The organism is Solibacillus sp. FSL R5-0449, from assembly GCF_037975215.1.
Lineage (GTDB): Bacteria > Bacillota > Bacilli > Bacillales_A > Planococcaceae > Solibacillus.
The window spans coordinates 2,463,194-2,482,035 of sequence record NZ_CP150239.1 but is presented as its reverse complement, the minus strand read 5'-3'; the positions used below and the strand labels follow the sequence as shown (position 1 = coordinate 2,482,035).

At 38.1% G+C, this 18,842-nt stretch carries 18 protein-coding genes; 13 read left to right on the top strand and 5 right to left on the bottom strand.

All coding sequences use genetic code 11. From position 1 onward, the window contains the following. Positions 1-22 precede the first annotated feature (22 nt). The 3 genes from tyrS to MKY27_RS12335 all read left to right on the top strand — a co-directional run bounded on the left by tyrS (position 23) and on the right by MKY27_RS12335 (position 3,277). Positions 23-1,294, top strand: coding sequence for a tyrosine--tRNA ligase (gene tyrS, locus MKY27_RS12345; protein WP_339172622.1), 1,272 nt, complete (start codon positions 23-25; stop codon positions 1,292-1,294). 98 nt (positions 1,295-1,392) lie between these two features. Continuing rightward, positions 1,393-2,565 carry a substrate-binding domain-containing protein gene (locus MKY27_RS12340; protein ID WP_339195423.1) on the top strand — a complete coding sequence of 391 codons (1,173 nt, stop codon included), beginning with the start codon at positions 1,393-1,395 and terminating at the stop codon, positions 2,563-2,565. Between the two features lie 97 nt (positions 2,566-2,662). Continuing rightward, a complete protein-coding gene (locus MKY27_RS12335) occupies positions 2,663-3,277 on the top strand; it encodes a YIP1 family protein (RefSeq protein WP_339195421.1) in 615 nt (204 codons plus the stop codon). 249 nt (positions 3,278-3,526) lie between these two features. On the opposite strand, the gene MKY27_RS12330 is transcribed toward MKY27_RS12335, so the two are convergent. Together MKY27_RS12330 and rpsD are read right to left on the bottom strand one after the other, a co-directional pair. Then, entirely contained in the window at positions 3,527-3,679 is a 153-nt protein-coding gene (locus tag MKY27_RS12330; protein WP_339195420.1) for a YjcZ family sporulation protein, read from the bottom strand. A 157-nt stretch (positions 3,680-3,836) separates the two neighbouring features. After that, the gene (rpsD, locus tag MKY27_RS12325; RefSeq protein ID WP_008407801.1) at positions 3,837-4,439 is read right to left on the bottom strand and encodes a 30S ribosomal protein S4; all 603 of its coding nucleotides are present in this window, start codon (positions 4,437-4,439) and stop codon (positions 3,837-3,839) included. 485 nt (positions 4,440-4,924) lie between these two features. Here rpsD and MKY27_RS12320 point away from each other — a divergent pair, with 485 nt between their 5' ends. Then, positions 4,925-6,787, top strand: coding sequence for a diguanylate cyclase (locus MKY27_RS12320; RefSeq protein WP_339195419.1), 1,863 nt, complete (start codon positions 4,925-4,927; stop codon positions 6,785-6,787). 44 nt (positions 6,788-6,831) lie between these two features. On the opposite strand, the gene MKY27_RS12315 is transcribed toward MKY27_RS12320, so the two are convergent. Together MKY27_RS12315 and hisJ are read right to left on the bottom strand one after the other, a co-directional pair. Beyond that, positions 6,832-7,311, bottom strand: coding sequence for a GAF domain-containing protein (locus MKY27_RS12315; RefSeq protein WP_339172613.1), 480 nt, complete (start codon positions 7,309-7,311; stop codon positions 6,832-6,834). 13 nt (positions 7,312-7,324) lie between these two features. Further along, positions 7,325-8,128 carry a histidinol-phosphatase HisJ gene (gene hisJ / locus MKY27_RS12310; protein WP_339195417.1) on the bottom strand — a complete coding sequence of 268 codons (804 nt, stop codon included), beginning with the start codon at positions 8,126-8,128 and terminating at the stop codon, positions 7,325-7,327. A 141-nt stretch (positions 8,129-8,269) separates the two neighbouring features. Here hisJ and ezrA point away from each other — a divergent pair, with 141 nt between their 5' ends. The 9 genes from ezrA to MKY27_RS12265 all read left to right on the top strand — a co-directional run bounded on the left by ezrA (position 8,270) and on the right by MKY27_RS12265 (position 18,080). Beyond that, on the top strand, positions 8,270-9,973 hold the full coding sequence (gene ezrA / locus MKY27_RS12305) for a septation ring formation regulator EzrA (protein ID WP_339195414.1): 1,704 nt from the start codon (positions 8,270-8,272) through the stop codon (positions 9,971-9,973). Positions 9,974-10,159: 186 nt separating this feature from the next. After that, the gene (locus MKY27_RS12300) at positions 10,160-11,308 is read left to right on the top strand and encodes a cysteine desulfurase family protein (RefSeq protein ID WP_339195411.1); all 1,149 of its coding nucleotides are present in this window, start codon (positions 10,160-10,162) and stop codon (positions 11,306-11,308) included. After that, the gene (gene thiI / locus MKY27_RS12295) at positions 11,305-12,516 is read left to right on the top strand and encodes a tRNA uracil 4-sulfurtransferase ThiI (protein ID WP_339172604.1); all 1,212 of its coding nucleotides are present in this window, start codon (positions 11,305-11,307) and stop codon (positions 12,514-12,516) included. Before MKY27_RS12300 ends, thiI begins: the two co-directional genes overlap by 4 nt. Positions 12,517-12,626: 110 nt before the next feature. Beyond that, positions 12,627-12,836: an alpha/beta-type small acid-soluble spore protein gene (locus MKY27_RS12290; protein ID WP_339172602.1), complete on the top strand. Its 210-nt coding sequence runs from the start codon at positions 12,627-12,629 to the stop codon at positions 12,834-12,836. 169 nt (positions 12,837-13,005) lie between these two features. Continuing rightward, entirely contained in the window at positions 13,006-14,568 is a 1,563-nt protein-coding gene (locus MKY27_RS12285; protein WP_339195408.1) for an acyl--CoA ligase, read from the top strand. A 215-nt stretch (positions 14,569-14,783) separates the two neighbouring features. After that, a complete protein-coding gene (gene sppA, locus MKY27_RS12280) occupies positions 14,784-15,794 on the top strand; it encodes a signal peptide peptidase SppA (RefSeq protein ID WP_339195405.1) in 1,011 nt (336 codons plus the stop codon). Between the two features lie 14 nt (positions 15,795-15,808). After that, complete coding sequence (locus tag MKY27_RS12275) at positions 15,809-16,300, top strand: RDD family protein (protein ID WP_339172598.1); 492 nt, start codon at positions 15,809-15,811, stop codon at positions 16,298-16,300. Positions 16,301-16,489: 189 nt separating this feature from the next. Beyond that, positions 16,490-16,996 (top strand): thiol peroxidase, encoded by a 507-nt coding sequence (gene tpx / locus MKY27_RS12270; RefSeq protein WP_339195402.1) that lies wholly within the window; start codon positions 16,490-16,492, stop codon positions 16,994-16,996. A 142-nt stretch (positions 16,997-17,138) separates the two neighbouring features. Beyond that, entirely contained in the window at positions 17,139-18,080 is a 942-nt protein-coding gene (locus MKY27_RS12265; protein WP_339195399.1) for a class I SAM-dependent methyltransferase, read from the top strand. 111 nt (positions 18,081-18,191) lie between these two features. Here MKY27_RS12265 and MKY27_RS12260 read toward each other — a convergent pair whose 3' ends face one another. Next, a complete protein-coding gene (locus MKY27_RS12260) occupies positions 18,192-18,638 on the bottom strand; it encodes a universal stress protein (RefSeq protein WP_339172592.1) in 447 nt (148 codons plus the stop codon). Between the last annotated feature and the right edge of the window lie 204 nt (positions 18,639-18,842).

Below are 18,842 nucleotides of genomic sequence, written 5' to 3'. Positions count from 1 at the left end.
CATGTAAAAGGAGAGAAAACAAATGACAAATGAATTACTGCAAGACTTGGAATGGCGCGGACTGTTATACCAGCAAACAGACGCGGAAGGTATGGAAAAGCTATTAAATGAGGAAAAGGTTTCCCTATACGTAGGTGTTGACCCGACAGCAGACTCGATGCATATCGGACATATTGTGCCATTGCTTACATTACGCCGCTTCCAAAAAGCAGGCCATACACCGATTTTATTAGTTGGCGGAGCTACAGGAACTGTAGGAGATCCATCTGGCCGTTCAGAAGAGCGTCAGTTACAGACAATGGATCAGATCGAAAAAAATGTGCAAGGTCTAAAAAAGCAAATGGAGCGCTTATTCGACTTTTCATCGGATGCGGCAAACAGTGCTGTTCTTGTAAACAACAATGACTGGGTTGGTCCGATGTCATTAATCGATTTCCTTCGTGATTACGGGAAACTGATCAATGTTAACTACATTTTAAATAAAGATACAGTTGCATCACGACTCGACTCAGGTATTTCATTCACTGAATTTGCCTACACATTAATCCAAGGTATCGACTTCAACCACTTGTATGATCATCACAATGTTCGAATTCAAGTAGGCGGTTCGGATCAGTGGGGCAACATTACAACTGGCCTGGAAATGATTCGTAAAACACATGATGAAAATGCGAAGGCGTTCGGTATTACAATTCCGCTTGTAACAAAAGCGGATGGTACGAAATTCGGTAAAACAGCGGGTGGTGCTGTATGGCTGGACGCTGCAAAAACATCTCCATACGAGTTCTACCAGTTCTGGATCAATACAGCGGATGCCGATGTCGTGAAATACCTGAAAATCTTCACATTCCTGACACGTGAAGAGATTGAAGGTCTTGCAGTAAGTGTGGAAGAAGAGCCGCATTTACGTAAAGCTCAAAAAGCGTTGGCTGAAGAAATGACACGTCTGATTCATGGTGAAGCAGGTCTGGAAGCAGCAGAGCGTATTACAAAAGCATTATTCTCTGGTGATTTAAAAGCATTATCAGTAGAAGAAATGAAAGTAGCCTTCTCTGGTGTTCCTTCTGTAGAAGTGGCAAAAGAGGATAAAAATATCGTGGAATTAATCGTAGAAGCAGGGATTTCTTCATCCAAACGCCAAGCACGTGAAGATGTAACTAACGGTGCAATTAGTGTGAACGGTGAAAAAATTACGGATCTTGACTATGTAATCGATTCGAAAGACCGTTTGGAAGATGCTTTTGCCATTATCCGTCGCGGTAAGAAAAAATACCATATGGTTAAATTTGCTTAATTAAAATAAAACGTCTTGGAAGGCAGCAGTTTTCCAAGACGTTTTTTTAAAAGGAGTTTCCTGTTTCATAAAGAAGGTATAGGATAGGGGTGATAATATTGGGAAATAAATCGTATTTATGGAAAATTGTCGTTTCCATTTTTGTCTTACTGACTGTCAGCTTTTTTACTTTCATATTATTATTTATGGTAGCGTTTAGCGGTAACATTCACTTTATACCGTTCATCATTTCCGCTGCGGTCATTATATACATTGGTTATGTGCTTGTGCTTTTTGATGTATTTTATAAAAATAGAAAACGTATAAAAATCTTTTGGACGATTGCCGGAATCATTTTAGTCGTCTGTTTGATACAACCTGTTTATAAATGGTTCGATAATAGGGTGCCGACTGTTGATGCAGAAGTGAATATTTACCAATATGAGCCATTTACAGATGAAAATAAATTAGTTCAATTGGAGAATGAGCCTACTTTAAAGCTAGAGGAACCTTTACCGAAGATGGATGGCGCAACCGCATTGTATCCATTGTATGCCGCCATTACAGAGCATGTATATCCAGAAAAAGAATACAATCCCTACAAAAGTGAAGTTATGGTCAACCAGACGCATGAAGCCTATACAAATCTGATTTTCGGAAAGACGGACATGATTTTTGCAGCGGGTCCTTCCGATGCGCAAATTAACCAGGCTAAACAACAGGGGATTAAACTTCATCTGACACCAATCGGAAAAGAAGCATTTGTCTTTTTCGTCAACAGTAAAAATAAAGTCAATCGTTTATCGCTCGATCAAATTAAGGGAATCTATGCTGGGGAAATTACAAACTGGTCAGAAGTGGGCGGAAAAGATGATTCAATCAGGGCATTCCAAAGACCCGAGGACAGCGGATCACAGACAGCCCTTCAACGGCTTATGGGAGATACTCCATTGATGGAAGCACCAACGGAAGATATAGCGACTGGAATGGGCGGAATTATCAATGAAGTGTCCCGATACAAAAATTATAAAAATGCAATCGGCTATACTTTCCGCTACTATTCAAATGAGATGGTTAAAAATAAAGAAATCAAACTTTTGGAAATCGATGGAGTTGCACCGACAAGAGAAACGATTCGCAACAATACGTATCCGATAGCTTCCGAATTTTATATTGTGACAGCAGGCGAGCCAACAGGAAATGCTAAGGAACTGATTGATTGGGTGCTTTCGGAAGAAGGGCAGGCATTAGTCGAAAAGGCTGGCTATGTATCTCTTAAATCTGGCGAATAGCAAAAGATTGGTATGCTACTAAAGGAGCAATAATTTTGTATCACCTTAAAAGTATCAGTATAATAGAATGTATACATATTTTTAGGGGGATGTTATTTTGAGTGAGCAATTAACGGGCACAGTCGATGATCGACATGCCATATTAAGCATTGCTGTTAAACCCCGAGATACTATTCGTTATGTGTTAACAACTAAAAAGTTATCTTATTTCATTTTCGTTGGTATTATCGGAGTATTTGCTAGCAATTTAACCGGCTTTATCGGTGAAGAATTTACAGGACAATTTACATTGGGGGATATCGTCTATTCAACATTTCTAGTTAGTCTAATACTGTACTTTCTTTCTACCGTCTTATCGGCAGGTGTATTGACACTATCAGCAAAAGCGTTTGGTGGTGTAGGGAAATTTAAAGAAATGTTCCGCATGATTAGTATGACAATGATTCCTTATATTTGGATATTGCCGGTACTGCTTTTCTGGATGCAGTTCGCACCACAGTCATTTTTCTCGATTTCTTATATGGAAACATCATTAGGTGATTTGATCCTGCAATTTGTTTGCGGAATACTGATTATTATTAGCAGTATTTGGACATATGTCATTACCGTGATTGGAATTTCAGAAGTCCACCACATTTCGAAATTGAAAGCATTTTTTGCTTCATTTATAGTAATTGCTGTATTAGGAGCAATGTACTTTTTGTTTTACTAAAATACATTTTAATAATGTTATGTGTTTAAAATATAGTTAAAAGATGCTGCCGCTAAATTAGCGTACAGCATCTTTTTTGTTGCTAGCAGGCTGTATGTCGTCTAAGTATAAAGGAAAAAGCTGAATAAATTGTCACGGAACTTAAAATTAAAAGGGTCACTGGGGGAAGTGACCCTAATGGCGTGAAAAACAGTAATAAGTAGTTGGAATTATTTCTGGCTAGCTAAAGAATTTTTGTGATCGATGCTATTAGTAAGCGAAAGTAGCGCCTACAATAATTAAAAGAATGAATAGAACAACGATCAGAACGAAAGTTGAGCTGTTACCACCGCTGTTACCGCCACCACAGCCGTAACCACCGTAGTTTGGTTGTTGTTGATACCCTTCATATCCGTAACCCATTAAATTCACCCCCTTTCCTCGTTATCCTATTCAACGAAGCAAGGTTGACCGGGGCGATTGAACAAATTTCAAAAAATTATTTAATGCAAAAAAACCACCAGGCACCTGATGAACAGGGCTTGATGGTTTGATTCGAATATATCTGAAGCTCGAAAGATTAACGAGAGTAGAACTCTACGATGAACTGTTCGTTGATTTCAGAAGATAATTCAGAGCGCTCTGGTAAACGTACGAAAGTACCTACTTTAGAGTCTGCATCGAATGATAAATATTCTGGTACGAAGCTGTTTACTTCGATTGATTCAGCAACAACTGAAAGGTTAGCTGATTTCTCACGTAAAGAGATTGTTTGACCTGGTTTTACTGAGTAAGATGGGATGTCAACGCGGTTACCATCAACTAAGATGTGACCGTGGTTAACTAATTGACGAGCTGCACGACGAGTGCGAGCTAAACCTAAACGGTAAACTAAGTTGTCAAGGCGAGTTTCAAGTAAGATCATGAAGTTTTCACCGTGTACACCTTGTAATTTACCAGCACGTAGGTAAGTGTTTTTGAATTGACGTTCAGTCATACCGTACATATGACGTAATTTTTGCTTTTCAGTTAATTGTAGACCGTACTCTGATTTTTTACCACGAGAGTTCGGGCCGTGTTGACCTGGTGCGTAAGGGCGTTTTGCGATTTCTTTACCTGTGCCGCTTAATGAAATACCAAGACGACGAGATAGTTTCCAAGATGGACCTGTATAACGAGACATAATTGTGTCTCCTCCTTAAAATTGGTTTTTGTTGTAAAAGAAAAAACCAGTTGTACCCGACATTAAACGGTATTCTATTTTCATGTATCTTCGCCCATGCAGCCGAAAGGGTTACACAATACACCATTCTGTCTAAACAGAAGGAATAAAATACTACATTTAAGTTATACAACTACTGCATTCATTTTACACAAAGGCTATTGTATCTTTTTTTTATCTATTCGTCAACAAAGGTGTATTACTTTTTGAATATATTAAGAGGGAATGAAAAATAAAAATAAATGATCATTTGTATGGGTATTTAAGCATAAAACTGGGTAGTGGATAAGAACGGTAAAATGCTTGAATGTTCGAAAAACAATGCAAATGGAGGTGTTTATTAGAAAAATATAACAAAATTAAATAGTCAATAAGGCATAAAATGTGTATACTTGTGGTTAAGTGAAAAGAACCGACATTGCAATAGTAAAAGAAAAGGTGATTTAATGGTGGAAAATCAACAAAAGATTGATCAATTTAAATCGGATATTTTAAGCCTTTGTATGAAGACGAAATTACAACGAAGTAAATTTTATGATTACTTTTTCCTATTAGAAGAATGCCTAATAAAACACTTTGATATGGAACATTGTTTTTTATTTCATGTAAGCGAAAATAAATTGAAACCGATCGACAACTTAGAACTGCTGAATGTTGATGTAACATTAGATTTAATACAACCCTATTTTAACGGTAATAAAGTTGTGAAGTTACCAGGGTTTTTAAGAGAGCAGCCGTATTTTGCAAACCATACGGATGTTATGCCACTTATAATAAACGATAAAATAGAAGCTATTATTATATTTAAATATAATCCAGTAAACGCACCTATTGAAAAAGTGCTGACAGAAGATATTGTAAGTGCGATATCTGGTTCCTATTCATTTTTAACTTCAAAATATGAAGTTTATTCGAATGAACAAAAATACCGTAAATTGTACGGTATGACCGATCTTTTCCATTCGACGATGGATATTGATGTAATTTTGGAAAATGTGCTTGTTACAATTGAAGAGAATTTTCCTGGTCTGGAAGTTGAACTGATTTTATCGAATGACCAAGACCGTCAAACGAGAGTGAAAATAAAACCTTTCGACTATTTGTCGGAGCGGCCAGCAACCATTGAGTCTTTCGTATCGGGAGAATTGAATGAGGATATAGCTGTTGAACAAAACCGCCGATTATTGAATGTTCCTATAAAAGGGAGACAAGCCATATACGGAATTTTACAGGTGAAAGCACCTATCAATTACCCATTTGCAAGTTCAGAAAAAGAATTTATCCGCATGCTTGCCCAAGCTTCAGGAAATGCTTTGGAAAACGCAAAACTCTATCATCAATCACATCGTCTCATCACGGATTTGCAGTTGATCAATGAAACTTCCCATCGTTTAAATATGAAATTAACAATCAGTGAAATGCTATTATTTTTACAAAAGCAAATGATGAAATCGTTTCAGCCGATGGAGTTAGGATTCCTTTTTAAAGAAGATGACAAGTATATTTTGACTGAAGCTTGTACAGACCTTTTCAATCATATAGCGTGTAATGTATATATTCAGCATGTGGAAAAACATTTTCAATCGACACAAGACCCATTATTTATTGCTGATTTCAGCCGTCTTATTTCAGGGGACATTGAGTATAAATCGATCATGGCCATTCCAATGATTGTAGAAGAAGATATTATCGGGTTTAGCATTGTATTGCATAAAGAACCATATTTCTTCTCCTTTGATAGCTTCAAATTAATGCAATCACTTATTCATCATTCCTCTTTAGCAATTTCCAATTCGGTATTGCGTGAACAGCTTCAGGAAATGGTGGATCGAGACCATTTAACAAAGCTTTACGCTAGAAGTTACTCCGATGCATACGTGGAAAAGGCAATTCAAAAGGAAGATTCAGGGATGTTCCTGTTAATTGATATTGATAACTTTAAAAAAGTTAATGACACATACGGCCATCAAGTTGGAGATGATGTAATCGTACAAATAGCTAAGCGACTCCAAAGTGAAATAGGAAAAAGAGGCATATGCTCACGCTGGGGTGGTGAAGAACTCGCTATCTATATTCCGAATATTTCAGAAAGAGAGGCAATTGAAATTTCTGATGGGATTGTACAGATGGTGCCAAATGTAACAAATCCTTCAGTTACGGTTTCTGCGGGTATGATTACGTGGCATAAGAGCAGCCGTCCGGATTTTAAAAATATGTTTTTGCAAGCTGATATTGCACTTTACCATGCAAAACGAAACGGAAAAAACCGACTATGTGTATATGAAAAACCAATGGAACTACAATGTTAAAGGGAGTACCCGGAATTATTTTTCGGGCACTCCCTTTTTAGCAATTAAATATGCTTTAACAGTATATTCACGAATTTTTCCAAACCATCTTTATCTTCGGTAGTAAAACGTGCTTCAATCGGGCTATCAATATCTAAAACGCCTAAAACGACTCCATTTTTAATTAAAGGAATAACGATTTCCGATTTGGATGCAGCGTCACAAGCAATATGACCTGGGAAAGCGTGTACATCGTCTACAACCATTGTCTGTTCTTTTGCAACGGTTGTGCCACAAACACCGCGACCTACAGGAATTCGAACACAAGCAGGCAAGCCCTGGAATGGTCCAAGTACCAATTCGCCTTCATCCATTAAATAAAATCCAACCCAGTTAATTTCCTTTAAAAAAGTATTTAATAAAGCGGAAGCGTTACTTAAGTTAGCGATTAAGTTTTTTTCCCCTTCCAGCAATGCATCCAACTGTTTAGAAAGCAGTTCGTACTGTTCTGTCAAAGTCCCGTTATAAGTAATATTTCCAAACATAGAAATCCTCCAATTAAAAAGTTATTTTGTCTTGCAATAAATTATAATGCTGATGTAAATCAGCTGCCGTATGGGCATCCGAGCCGAAAATAACCGGGATTTGTAAATCAATTGCCTGTTTCACAAATGGATAGGGCGGGTATGGCTCCTTACAATACGGTTTACTCAGACCGGCACTATTAAAATCCAGCTCATAATGACCGGTTTGCATCATCTTCAATAATTCACTGATGTCCGCTGCATCATCGATCTGTTCGTCATGGGCATGCTGGAATTTATGGATTAAAGTAGGATGTCCTATACGCTTTGGTTTATATAAGCCTAAATCTGCTTTGATCGACTTTTTCACCGTTTCGTAGTAAAGCTTATACATAGGAAGAATGCCGCCAACCTTATTGGCAAATTGTAAATATACTTCCTGTGAAAAGTCAATACATACATACTCGTCTTGAAAGTTTAAAAAGTGTACGGACAATATGGCGTCATCCATCAATGGACCGACTTCATTCAGAAATTGTTTTGTTTCATGTTCATAGCCGACAATATAGTCTACTTCTAAGCCAATATTGATTTTAATTTCAGATTGATACTGTTCTTTAGCGCGCTTCAGTAGTTTAAAGTAATCCATCAAATAAGCGGGATTCATGCCGCTATCCTTGTCAGGCGTTGGATCGACAAAGTTTTCAGGTAAGGGGGCATGCTCTGTAAAAGTAATCTCTTTAAAGCCGCTTGCTATCGCTTTTTCGACATATTTTTCGATCGAATCTGTAGAACCATGGGGACAAAAAGGTGTATGTATATGACCGTCTCGTTTCAATTGAATGACCTTCCTTCAAAATTATGGTATTTAAAAGTAAAAAAAGCTGGAAATAGTTAAACAAATATAAAAAAACATGTTATTATAAATAATACGTATATAGCTAAAATATTGATTTTATTTGGGATTAGGGGGCTTACAATGATAAAGTATATCATCATTGTTGTCGTCGTACTATTAGCATTATTAATGGCAGGCTTAGTAGTAAGACGCAAGCATAATGCAGAAATAGGACGATTAGATAAGGAAAAACTACAAATACAACATTACCCGATTTTTGAGGAGCTCGCAAAAGTAAAAGCCCTTAATATGAACGGTCAAACAGAAGAGCTGTTTGAAAACTGGCGTAATCGCTGGTTGGATGTTGTCGATAAGCAAATTCCGAAAATTGACGAATTGTTGTTTGATGCGGAAGAATTTGTCGACCGATTTAAATTTAAAAAAGCATCACATACAGAACGTGATATCGAACAGGAGCTTGCTAAATGTGAGCAAGTACGTGTGCAGATTATTACTGAACTGGATGAATTGATTGGCAGTGAAGAGAAAAACCGCATTGAAATCGAGCAGCTGAAAGAATATTACCGCTCTGCACGCAAGACAATTTTGGCGCACCAGCATTCATTTGGACCTGCGTTGGAAGCGTTGGAAAAGAAGCTGGAGCAATTTACGCCGAAGTTTGAAGAGTTTGATGAGTTAACGAAAGACGGCAACTATTTGCAGGCACGTGAAATTGTCCTACAGCTGAACAGTGAAGCACAAGAAATTTTTAGTTTATTAAATGATGTGCCGACACTGCTTACAGAAATTCAAACTAAAATCCCAACTGCAATTCATGAACTTCGTAATGGACAGCGTGAAATGGAAGAACAAAGGTATTATTTACGCCATTTAGAACTGACGGAATATTTGAATGGACTTGAAAACGAACTGGAAATGTTAAAAACGGCAATTGCTGAATTGAACTTGCCGGCAGTTTCACCACGCATTCAAACAATTAATGATGAAATTGATCACTTCTATAACTTGCTTGAAAAAGAAGTTATGGCAAGAAAATATGTTGAACGCAACTGTTCGGGTATGTACAGTGTGATCAATGATGTAATGCGCCTCACTAAGGACATTAATGATGAAGTCGCTTATGTACAGCATAGCTACCGTTTACAGGATAAAGAAGCGGAAATTCCAAAAGCGGGCTTAAAGCATTTGGAAGTATTACAAAGACGCTATGAACTGTTATCAACACGCGTTCAAGAAGAAAAGTCAGCTTACTCGAGCTTACAGGAAGAGCTAAAAGAAATTACGGATGAAATTGAGCAAATTGCTGAAGAGCAGGAAAAATTCTCGAACAAACTGAAAAATCTCCGTATCGATGAAAATAAAGCAAGAGCTGAATTGGAAACTTTAAAGCGCTTATTGCAAGATACAGAGCGCCTGCTAGGACGTGCCAATATTCCGGGGATTCCGGAAGAAATGGATGCTAGATTAGAAGAGGCAGCAGAACAGATTTTTGTAGTTGTTCAAAGCCTACAGGAAGTACCGTTGAATATTATCCAAGTGAACCAGCATTTACTAAATGCAAAGCAGTCGATTGAGGAAACACATGAAAAAGCACAGGAAATGATTGAAAATGTATTAATTATTGAGCGTCTTATTCAGTTCGGTAACCGCTACCGTGCTACAAATCGACAAGTACATGAATATTTGCTTGAAGCTGAAGACGCATTCAAGAAATTCCGCTACATAAAAGCACTGGAAGATGCAGCAAAAGCGGTTGAAATTATCGACCCTAATGCAATTAAGCGCATTGAGGAGCTCGTTCAGGAGCAGCTGCTTACAAAATAATAAGCATAACGGTTACATGTTGATCCATTTAGCGTTATAATAAATAAGCACATTTATGAGGTTGTGTTAATCGTCAAATTGACGATTAACACAACCTCTCTCTTTGGTAAGTGAAGAATAGAAGCAGGAAACTGTAATGGTAATAAGATTACGGGAAATTAGTTTTAAAAAGAAGGTTGAGTATAGATGATATATTTAGATAATAGTGCGACAACAAAGCCGCACAAAGATGTCTTGGCTACATTTATGTTAGTGAATGAACAGTATTATGCGAACCCTGCATCGATTCACCGTGCAGGTGTCGAGTCAAATGCTTTACTAACAAAAGCCCGGGAGCAATTAGCGAATATTCTTCATACAGAGGAAAAGAATATTTTGTTCACTTCCGGAGGGACGGAATCGAATAATGCAGCACTTTTTGGTTTAGCCAAATCGAGCAATTTTAGAGGCAAGCATATTATTACGACAGAAATAGAACACCCTTCGATTCTGGAAGCAGTCAAGCGATTGGAAGAAGAAGGCTACGAAATTGATTACCTAAAAGTGAATAAATATGGAGTCATTTCTTTAGATGAATTACAGCAAAAGCTTCGCAAAGATACTATTATTGTGAGCATTATGCATGTCAACAACGAAATCGGAGCTGTGCAGCCGATTAAGGAAGCTGCACAAATTATTCACGATTCATGCCAGGCAATGTTCCATGTTGATGCGATTCAAAGTTTCGGTAAGCTGCCGGTCTTTTTTGATGGAGACAACGGTCCGGATGTCATTTCCATTTCAGGTCATAAAATTCAGGGTTTAAAAGGAAGTGGCTTGTTAGCATTCCGTAAAAAACCACAGCTTAAGGCATTTATTGTTGGTGGTGGACAAGAGTTTGGATTAAGAAGTGGTACGGTTGCTGTACCTCAAGCTGTATCATTGGCAAAAGCCGCCCGTTTAGCTGTTGAAGGCATGGCGGAGAATGTTGAAAACTTTAAAAAGTGGTCTGCAGATCTTCATCGTTTCTTTGAGCAATTTGGTCAGGAAGTATATGTCCTGTCGCCGAAAGACGGTGCACCGCATATTTTATCGTTCAGTGTAAGAGGATTAAAAGGTGAAATTTTAATAAATGCATTACAAAAACGTGATATTATCGTTTCAACATCAAGTGCCTGCTCGTCAAAACAGACGAAAACAAGCCATGTTGTGGAAGCTCTTAATATCGATAGCCGCTATAAAAACGGTGTCCTCCGTTTAAGCCTAGGCGCCATCAATACAGACGAAGATATTGCCTCATTTAAAAAGCAATTCACAATCGTAATGAAAGAATTAAAAGGAGATATTACGCAATGATTTTTAAAGAAATTTTAGTTCGCTATGGTGAACTTTCAACAAAAGGTCGTAACAAAAAAGATTTTATCAGCCGTTTACGTGATAATGTACGTTATTCATTTAACGATATTGCACCACTGAAAATTCGTGCAGAGCGTGACCGTATGTTTATTGAAGTTGAAAATAAAGAAAAATTTGATGTACTGATGGATCGTTTACCACATGTTTTCGGTATTCAATCAATCAGCCCTGTTGCATCTTGTGAAAAAGATCTGGATGTGATGAAAGCTTTAGCCTTTGAAATTTTAGAAGACTATCGTGATAAAGGCGATTTAACATTTAAAGTTGAAGTACATCGTACAGATAAAACATTCCCGTTGGACACGCATGAATTACAGCGTGAAATGGGTGCGACGATATTGCCGAATTTCCCGAACTTTAAAGTACAGGTGAAAAAACCGGATTTTGCACTACGCATTGAAGTTCGCGAAGATGCGATCTATATGATGGCTCAAGTGATTCAAGGTGCTGGAGGTATGCCGATTGGTTCAAACGGACGTTCATTGCTGATGCTTTCAGGTGGTATCGACAGCCCAGTTGCAGGTTACTTAATGATGAAACGCGGCGTGCGACTGGATGCGATTCATTTCTTCAGTCCTCCGTATACGAGCGATAATGCATTACAAAAAGTAAAAGAACTTGCAAATGAATTAACAAAATTCGGTGCAAATATTCGTCTGCATGTCATTCCGTTCACGGAACTGCAAGTGGCAGTAAAAGATGCAGTGCCAGACAACATGTCAATGACATCAACACGCCGAATGATGATGAAAGTAGCCGATAAAGTGCGTGAAGATATCGGCGCATTAGGTATTGTAACAGGCGAAAGCTTAGGACAAGTCGCTTCACAAACATTGGAAAGTTTAACGGCAATTAATGATGTGACAAATACACCGATTTTACGTCCGCTAATCTCTGCAGACAAAAACGATATCATTAAAATTGCAAAAGATATTGGCACATACGAAACATCAATCCAGCCATTTGAAGATTGCTGTACGATTTTCACACCATCTAGTCCGAAAACAAAACCGAAACTAGAAAAGGTTCAACGTTTTGAAAGCTTTACGGAATTCGATGATTTAATTGATCGTGCCGTTAAAAACCGTGAAGTATATCAGTTCCCTCAAAAGGAAGTTAAAGAAGATAAATTCGCTGATTTACTATAGTTTTTAGCTACTGAAAATGATTTCCTAATCGAGCTATAATTTACCTGTGTTTTTTATGTATTAATCTCTCCTCCCGGCACATTCTAATGTCACAAGGAGGTGAGAGACAGATGGCAAACAACAACAGCTCAAACAAATTACGTGTACCTGGTGCACAACAAGCTTTAGACCAAATGAAATATGAAATTGCACAAGAATTTGGCGTACAATTAGGTCCTGACGCATCATCTCGTGCAAACGGTTCTGTAGGTGGCGAAATTACGAAACGCCTAGTACAGATGGCTGAGCAGCAATTACGCGGCGGCAACCAAAACCAATAATACGTTTTAAAAAAGAACGCTACTTTTAAGTAGCGTTTCTTTTTATTTTGTTTATAAATAATTTTTGTTATGCAACAAAAAGTGGCGGAATATTTTGATATTAATGAAAAGGATTATTATACTTAATATGTAAGGCTCATTTTTTTCAAACAAAGGGGAGAATATGAAAATGAATGAAAACCAATTAATTGCACCGGAAATTTATAATATTGTAAATGAATTCGAAAAGCATGAAAATAAAAGCTCAAAAACAGCATTAGTGTTTCAGGAAGAAAACGGACATCAAGAGCGGTATACATACGAAGAGTTACTACAGAGGGCAAATCAGGCCGCAAATGCGTTTTATGCACAAGGATTAAAAAAAGGTGATGTTATTTTAATTATGCTGCCGCGCTGTTTAGAAGCATATGTTTCTTATATTGGAGCATTAAAAGCAGGACTAGTCATCATCCCGAGTTCCGAGCTTTTGCGGGCTAAAGATATCGATTATCGTCTAAATCATTCAGAGGCGAAGGCAATTATCGTAATGGAGCAGTTCGTAAATGAGTTTGAACATGTGGAAAATTTAGCGAATGTCGAATGCTTTATCGTCGGAAATGAAAAAGAAGGTTGGACTTCTTTGACGGCGCTTGCAGATCAGCAGTCAACCGAGTTTGATTCTGTTGAGACAACAGCAAATGATTTGGCGTTTTTAGCCTATACGTCAGGAACAACAGGCAATCCAAAAGCCGTAATGCACTCACATGGGTGGGGTTATGCCCATTTACGTACAACGGCAGCTGAGTGGCTTGGTGTACGTGATGGCGATACAGTATGGGCAACAGCGGCACCAGGATGGCAAAAATGGATCTGGAGTCCGTTCCTTGCTGTGTTAGGCAGTGGCGCAACAGGATTTGTATACAAAGGAAAATTTGATCCAACACAGTTTTTACATTTAATCGAGCAACAGCAAATCAATGTACTATGCTGTACACCAACGGAATATCGAATGATGGCGAAATTAGATCAGTTGAACTCATTTAATTTATCTTCATTGCGCAGTGCTGTATCTGCTGGTGAGCCATTAAACCGTGAAGTGATTGAAACATTTGAACGTGAGCACCAATTAACTGTCCGTGATGGCTATGGTCAAACAGAAAATACATTGTTGATCGGGACATTATTAAATATGGAATTGCGCCCTGGTTCAATGGGAAAACCGACTCCGGGAAATATCATTGATTTAATCAATGAAGACGGTGACCTTGTACCACCTGGTGAAGTCGGTGATATTGCAGTGCACAGATCGACTCCTGCATTATTTAAAGGATATTATAAAGATCCTGAACGTACAGCAATTCAGTATCGTGGAGATTGGTATGTAACAGGCGACCGGGCAATAAAAGATGAAGACGGCTATTTCTGGTTTGAGGGACGTAATGATGACATTATTATTTCATCAGGTTATACAATCGGACCGTTTGAAGTAGAAGATGCGTTAACAAAACATCCAGCTGTCCAGGAATGTGCTGTTGTTGCAAGCCCCGATGAAATTCGGGGAAATGTTGTAAAAGCATTTGTCGTTCTAAAGGATGGTACATTAAAGGATAGCCCGACAATTGTTGAAGATCTGCAAAATCATGTCAAACAACTGACGGCACCATACAAATATCCGCGAATTATCGAGTTTTTAGACGAATTACCTAAAACAATTTCAGGGAAAATCCGTCGAGTTGAATTGCGTGTAAAGTAAGGGAAATAACATTGCTCGACAATTATTTCCCGGGTAATTAAAAAAGGTGGCGAAATTTGCCGCCTTTTTTTACTTTATAATGCAAGTATTCATATAACAGTTAACGTTTGGTGGTTGGCTGTTCAAATGGTAGTATGTCAAAATCACTGCAGGAAATGGTTTTTGATGAAACTTTTTGTAAAATAGTTTCGTACATATATTGAGGAGGCGTGAAAATGAATACAAAACGAGTAGTGGCACTCATTATTGCTGCCGTATTATTATTTTTCTCTATCGGAATCAATACGATTATTTCGATTTTTAAGACCGATTTCTTTACTAGTTTCGATAACTTGATGGGTACAGAATCGCTCACATACGAAAATGTCGTGGAGACAGGAGACTTAACGAGTCGAATTGCACATTTAACGGTAGATGGTGTAATTCAGGATGTAGGGGAACCGAGTATTTGGGAAACGGTCGATTACAATCATCAGTTATTTATGGAGCAACTGGATGCTGTACTGGAAGACGATACAGTCAAAGGGGTTGTATTATCTGTAAACACTCCAGGTGGCGGTGTCATTGAATCAGAAGAAATTTACCAAAAGTTATTGAAAATTAAAGAAGAAAAGCAAATTCCGATTTACGTATCAATGGGATCAATGGCTGCTTCGGGCGGTTATTATATTTCAGCACCAGCAGATAAAATCTTTGCTCAACGCGAGACAATTACCGGGTCAATCGGTGTTATTATGCAATCGATTAACTACGGGAAATTAGCCGAGAATTTCGGGATCGAGTTTGAAACAATCAAATCAGGCGAACATAAAGACATGTTTGGCGGAGTAAGACCTTCTACTAAAGAGGAGCTTGCGATGCTGCAGGAAATGATCGATGAATCATATGAACATTTCGTTGATATTATAGAAGCCGGACGTAATATGTCTGAAGCGCAAGTGAAGAAAGTAGCGGATGGGCGTGTACTGGGCGGTACGCAGGCATTACGTGCAGGTCTTGTTGATGAAATTGGAAATGAGGAAGCGACGATTAATGCATTACGCACAGATTATGGATTGGAAGATGCAGCGCTGTTTGAATATACAAAGGATACATCAAGCTGGGGTTCATTATTAGGTGTGAAACTGGGTTCTATGCTGCGACCATCTGCTGAGTCTGAAGTATTGTCCAAAATTATATCGACGACAAATTCACCTCGTATGATGTATTTATATGGTGACTACTAATAGGAGGGATTACGATGACTGACATAATCGAAGTAGTGGATGAAGCATCTGTCGTAAAGCCGCCTTCTATAAAACAAAAAACAGCCGGCTTCTGGATGCGTTTCTGGGCATTTCTGTTGGATTCAATTGTTGTTAGTGCGATTATCGGTGTCTCGATTAGACCGATATTTGCATTGATGAATTGGAGTGTTGCCAGCGATGTATGGTATGCACCGATGACAATTATTTCGGGATTTATTTTCTATGCTTATTTTGTGCTCATGACAAAATTTTTCAAGCAAACGTTAGGGAAAATGACGTTTGGAATCAAAGTTGAAAAAGACGATGGGGAAGCACTGGATTGGATGACGGTACTATTTCGTGAGGGGGTCGGCCGGTTTATTAACGGTACATTATTATATTTACCGTATTTAATTGTCGCCTTTTCACCAAATAATAAGAGCATTGCCGATTATTTTGCCGATACGGTCGTTGTTCATGAAAATATTTATACAAAAGATGTTTAAAAATGAAAAGAACGGGAAATAAATTACTATCGACACCTTCTAAGCAAGAGAAGAGCTGTTTTGTAAGATACGTCTTATAAAACAGCTCTTTTCTTTTTGTTTACTTTATTTAAATGAATATAAGCTCAGTTAGTTGCAATTGCTAAATCTTTTTTAGTAATATTAGGGAATATAAAGGAGGCGTTTAGTATGGCACAAGTAACATTTAAAAACAGTCCAATCACATTAATCGGTAATGAGGTAAAAGTGGGTGATCAAGCACCTGACTTTACAGTAGTTGCAAATGATTTATCAGAAGTAACTTTAAAAGATTCTGAAGGTAAAATTCGCTTATTCTCAGTTGTTCCTTCATTGGAAACAGGTGTTTGTGATAAGCAAACTCGTACATTTAATGAAGCAGCGGCAAGCTTAGGCGACAATGTTGTAATTTACACAGTGTCAATGGATTTACCATTTGCTCAAAAACGTTGGTGTGGAGCTGCGGGTATCGATAATGTTGTAACAGTATCAGACCACCGCGATGCATCATTCGGTGAAGCATATGGCGTACATATGAAAGAATTACGCCTTTTAGCACGTTCAATTTTCGTTGTTGATGAAACAGGTAAAGTTGCTTATGTGGAATATGTTCCAGAAGGTACAGACCACCCGAATTATGATGCTGCCATCGAAGCTGTAAAAGCTCTTGTAAAATAATTTCGTTTTCAGTGATTTTGTTGTAAAGTAATTACATGTATAATTAACACCCACTCAATGATCATTGAGTGGGTTGTTCATTTAGTGGATATGTCGTATTCAGGCGAGAAATCCAAATGAATGGAATGAGGGAGTCAGTTTAATGGAAAAGTTTGAACAAATTTTTAAATATATTAATGACAACGCAGAAAAAGTTGCTGCCGAGCAAGAGCAGGATTATTTGGAAGCGTTACTGCAAACATTGGAAGATACGTTGGATGGGAAATTTGAATGGCAAGTTGTAGGTGCAACGAAGGAAGATATGCGTAAAGCAATCCAAATTGCCATTTTAAAAGGAATGCGTAAAAGTGCACAGCCGAACCACCAAATGACACCAGATACATTGGGGCTCATCGTAAGCCATTTTGTAGCGCAATGCTTCGAAGAGGAATTAAAGGACCGGACGATTTCTCTTGTGGATCCGGCACTCGGTACAGGGAATTTACTTTTTACAGTCATGAATGCGCTCGAAGGGAAAGTAATCGCTTCAGGAGTGGAAGTCGATGATTTGTTAATTCGACTGGCAGCAGCGACAGGAGACCTGATCGAACAACCTGTTACACTTTTCCGTCAAGATGCTTTGGAAAAACTATTGGTCGATCCGGTTGATGCGGTAGTTTGTGATTTGCCTGTAGGATATTATCCGAATGAAGAAGTGGCACTTGACTACGAATTATGCGCGGCAGAGGGAATGAGCTACGCACACCATCTGTTTATCGAGCAATCTTTAAATTATACAAAAGAAGGCGGATTTGGATTTTTCCTGATTCCTGCAAATTTATTCGAATCAGAACAGGCCAAACAGCTTCATCAGTATATTAAAGGGCACGCGTGGATTCAGGCGGTCATCCAATTACCGGAAAACCTGTTCTCGTCAAAAGCGCATGAGAAAAGTATTTTAATTTTACAAAAGCAAAGCGAGCAGTTAAAAGCTCCACGTGAGGTTTTATTGGCAAAAGTACCGAATATGTCAAACCGTGATACGCTGGCGATGTTCTTTGAAAAAGTACGCATGTGGAAAGAAAGCAATGATCAGAAGCGATAAAGTTTAGAGGCGGAAGTACTGCCTCTTCCACTATATCTGCAATGCATGATAAATGATAAATGCCATCGACTCAATTTGAGAAGATGGCATTTTGTATGTTCTTTATTTAAATCACTCTGGAGTACGGATAACTAATACGTCGCATGTAGCTGAACGTACGATTGCTTCTGATACAGAACCGATCAGGAAACGTTCTACAGCGTTTAAACCAGTTGCGCCACAGATGATTAAATCTGCTTCTACAACATTAGAAAGTTCTTTTGTAATGATATTTTTAGGAGAGCCATATTCAATAATCAGGTTAACATTTTCAACGCCTTCTTCTTCAGCTTGCTTTTTATAGCCGTTTAATAATTCTTCTGCATGTTGTTGAGCTCGCTCAGCAATTGAACGGTCGTACGCTTCTATCGCTGCGAAAGAACGTGTGTCGATAACGTTTACTAGGTTGATTGTTGCACCTTCATTGCGTTTTGCAACATCGATTGATTTACGGAATGCATATTCTGCTTCTTTCGAGCCGTCTACTGCTACTACAATGCTTTTATAATGGTTTGCCATTTTACATACCTCCTAATTATCTATAACTATATTATACCAAATAATTTTTCAAAGGACATAATTAATGCGCTGAAATATAGGTGGAAAACAATAACTTCCATGAAATAGTCACAAATTTGTATATAGGAAATAATAGTTTTTACTATTATAAAATATTTTTCTACGCAAAATAATTGTACAATCTCTACAGTCCCAAGATATTAT